Source organism: Halorubrum sp. AD140 (genome assembly GCF_034497445.1).
Classification (GTDB): domain Archaea; phylum Halobacteriota; class Halobacteria; order Halobacteriales; family Haloferacaceae; genus Halorubrum.
In genome coordinates this window covers 1-3,066 of sequence record NZ_JAXRUU010000120.1, presented here as the reverse complement: position 1 = coordinate 3,066, position 3,066 = coordinate 1, and the positions used below count along the sequence as shown (strand labels likewise).

Here is a 3,066-nt window from a genome sequence, read left to right as displayed (position 1 = left end):
GGCGAGCGGGACGCCGGCGTCCGCGCGCCGGCCGGCCGGACAGTCGAGGACGACGGCGCCGCGCTCCCGCTCGATCGACGCCACCGCGCCCTCCAGCGCCGACAGGTCGCAGGCGCGCGCACCGGCGAACGTCCGTCCGCAGGGAACGATGTCCACCGGACCGGTCCGGAGCGTCTCCGTCGGGTCGGCGGCGCCCGCGAGCACGTCGTGGAGGTCGGGGCCGCGCCCGCCGGGGAGATCGGCCATGCCGAGGTCCGCGTCGACGACGACGGCGTCGAGCGCGGCCGCGACGTTGTACGCGAGCGTCGTCTTTCCGACGCCGCCTTTGCCGCCGGCGACCGCGAGGATCACGCGAGCCGCTCCAGCGCCGCGATCGGCGCGTCGGTCGCCTCCGCGCGCTCCGCGAGGGCCGACGCGCGTTCGCCCACCGCCCGCAGCCGCTTCGCGTCGGCCGCGACGCGTTCGTCGAGGTCGGCGAGAGCGTCGACGCCGCCGGCCTCCGCGACCAGTTCCGTCGCCGTCTCCACGTCGGCGTCGGTCAGCCGCTCCGCCGGGTCGAGTCGCGACTCGACGGCGGCGAACCAGTCGTCGATCGCGTTCACGGGCGGCGTCTCGTCCGCGTCGCACTCGTCTCCGCCGTCGGTGACGGCGTCCGGGTCGTCTGCGTGAGCGTCCGGGTCGTCGTCGAGAGAGCCGTCGCCGATCCCCATCTCCCCGCCCTCGACCGCCGCTCGCGGCGGCCGGTGGTCCGCGAGCATCCAGAGCGCGTCAGCCGCGCCCGATGGACCGCTCTCGCTCCGATCCGCCGACGCAGCTCCGAACGCCGGCCCGCCGTCTCCAGCGTCTCCGCCGTCGACGACCCGCACCGGGGGCTCCACCGGCGGCGCCGGCACTGCGAACCCGACGCCCCGTCGCTCGTCCGGATCGAGCCGAAGCGTCACTCCGGTCGCGTCCCATCCCGGCTCCGGCACGCCGGCCCGCCGCGGCGGGAGCACCGGGGCGTCGAACCGGCCCTCGATCCGCATCCGGCGGCTCACCGCGTCGTCGTTGTGTACCAGACAGCGCACCAGCGACGCACCCGCTATCTCGTCGACGGTCCACGAGAGGTCCATACGCCGGTTGCCGCCGAATCGTACTTAAAATCACGTCGAGGCTCTCGCTATCGATCCGGCGTCGCGTCCGGGAGAACGACCTCGACGCCGAGCGCCGCCTCGGGCGCCGTCCAATCGCGCTCGGAGAACCGGCGGGCGGCGTCGGCGCCCAGACACACCGGCCCGTCGAGGTCGGCGATCCTGACCGCGGCGAGCGACGCGGCGAGCGGCGCCCCGTCGTAGGCCGACGGCCGCGACCCGGCCCGAGCGGGGTCGCCCCCCGGCACGGAGCCGAGCGCGTCGCGGAACGAGGGATACACCGCGGCCGCGAGCTCTCGTCTGGCCTCCCGTTGGCGGTTCCGGAGCCGGTCCGCGAGCCCGAGCCGGCGCTCGCGCGCGTCGCGGGCGGCGGCGGCTCGCTCGCGAGCGCGTTCGAGCGCCTGTTCGGCCGCGATCCGCTCCGTCTGCACGCTCGCCAGCTCCGCCGCGGCCTCCTCGAGGTCGGCGAGCGCCGCGTCGGCGTCGGCCGCCACGTCCCGACGCGCCCGAACCTCGCCACGGAGCGCCGCGACCCGCTCTTTCAGCCGCTCCTCGGCGCCGTTCGCGGCGGCAACTCGACGCCGAGCCGGCGCGAGATCGACCGGATCGACCTCGATCCGATCGATCTCCTCGTGAAGCTCGACCAGCTCGTCTCTGACCGACGATTCGATCCCGAGCGATCTGGCCGCCGCCGCGAGCTCTCGACGGCGGCTCGTCCCGGTCGGCACCCGGCCGAGCACGTCCGCCGGCCGGGGGATCGGATCGGCGGCAGGGATTTCGTCCCGGTCGGCGCCGTCGCTCTCAGGACCGCCCTCACGCTCGCTGCCGGCCGGTCCGGACGCGTCGGTCACAGCTCTTCGCCCCGCATCGTCTCCGGACTCGGATGGTCGGTGCCGGCGGCGAACGCGGCGTACGGCGTCGCCTTCTCGTCGCGGTTCGCGTACGCGGCGGCCGCCTCGCGGACTCGCTCGTCGAGGGCGGAGAACTCGTTGAAGGGCTCCGTCCGCTCGATCTGGACGTCGCCGCCGTGCGACTCTCGGAGCCGCACGGCGAGAAACGCGGCGTACTCCGTCGCCTCCAGCAGCGCCGCGCGGCCGAACCGCCGCACGATGGGTTCCTCGTGGCGTCGACACAGGTTCCGGAGGCCGGTGCGTGCCGCCTCCGAATACGTCACGATCAGCAGCACGAACGCGGGTGATGGATAATCGAACTTATCGGTTCCGAACTACTCCGACCGCTAGACTCGTTCGACCTCGAACTCCGGGACCGCGTCGTTTTCGGAGCCTGTCAGATCGTCGGAGTTGTTCGGGTCGCTCGCCGCGTCGCGTTCGCGGTCCTGGGACGGATCGATCCCCGAGAGCGCGAGCACGCGCTCCCGCGCGGCCGGCGCCGAGGGCGCCACGACGATCCGACCGTCGACCGGTTCCTCGCCGGTCGCGCGGAACACCTCGTCGTCGCCGTCGAACTCCGTCGCGTAGGTCCGCAGCACCGCGGCCACCCGCCGCTCCGTGTCGGCGAGGTCGGCCTCGCCGCTCTCGAAGGCACGAAGCGCGTCTTCGACGTTCCGGATGGCGGAGATTCGGTCCATCTACGTCGTCCGGAGGTGCCCCTGCTTCGGCTCGTACACCTCGCCTTTCGTGCGGAGCTTCTCGATCTCTCCCTCCGCCTTCCCGGGGTCCATGCCGATCTCGCCGGCGCGGTCGAGCACCTCCTCGACGGGCGCGCCCTCCTCGTACTCGTCTTCGATCTCCGAGATGAGTCCCTTGATGTTCTTGATGCGGTCGCGCTGGCTCTTGGAGGTGCCCGTCTCGACGACGTCGGCGTCGAACTGGCCCGTCTCGGGGTCCACGCCGATGTCCTTCAGGCACGACTCGACGATGTCGGTCGCGCGGTCGGCGTCCTCGCGATCGACGGTGTCCGAGAGCCGGACCCGGGC

At 73.5% G+C, this 3,066-nt stretch carries 4 protein-coding genes and 2 pseudogenes; all 6 read right to left on the bottom strand.

The window, feature by feature from the left end:
• Positions 1–351: pseudogene (locus U4E84_RS16440) on the bottom strand (chromosome partitioning protein ParA); the annotation flags it as partial.
• The gene (locus U4E84_RS16435; protein ID WP_322533191.1) at positions 348–1,112 is read right to left on the bottom strand and encodes a hypothetical protein; all 765 of its coding nucleotides are present in this window, start codon (positions 1,110–1,112) and stop codon (positions 348–350) included. The pseudogene U4E84_RS16440 and the gene U4E84_RS16435, both read right to left, overlap by 4 nt.
• 47 nt (positions 1,113–1,159) lie before the next feature.
• Positions 1,160–1,981, bottom strand: coding sequence for a hypothetical protein (locus U4E84_RS16430; protein WP_322533190.1), 822 nt, complete (start codon positions 1,979–1,981; stop codon positions 1,160–1,162).
• Positions 1,978–2,316 carry a hypothetical protein gene (locus tag U4E84_RS16425; RefSeq protein ID WP_322533189.1) on the bottom strand — a complete coding sequence of 113 codons (339 nt, stop codon included), beginning with the start codon at positions 2,314–2,316 and terminating at the stop codon, positions 1,978–1,980. Before U4E84_RS16425 ends, U4E84_RS16430 begins: the two co-directional genes overlap by 4 nt.
• A 51-nt stretch (positions 2,317–2,367) precedes the next feature.
• Positions 2,368–2,718, bottom strand: coding sequence for a hypothetical protein (locus U4E84_RS16420; protein ID WP_322533188.1), 351 nt, complete (start codon positions 2,716–2,718; stop codon positions 2,368–2,370).
• Positions 2,719–3,066 (bottom strand): annotated as a pseudogene (locus U4E84_RS16415) (AAA family ATPase); the annotation flags it as partial.

Bases quoted from the DNA above. Each gene is read 5' to 3' on its own strand.
- U4E84_RS16435 (WP_322533191.1), bottom strand. From the start codon at position 1,112: ATGGACCTCTCGTGGACCGTCGACGAGATAGCGGGTGCGTCGCTGGTG.
- U4E84_RS16420 (WP_322533188.1), bottom strand. From the start codon at position 2,718: ATGGACCGAATCTCCGCCATCCGGAACGTCGAAGACGCGCTTCGTGCC.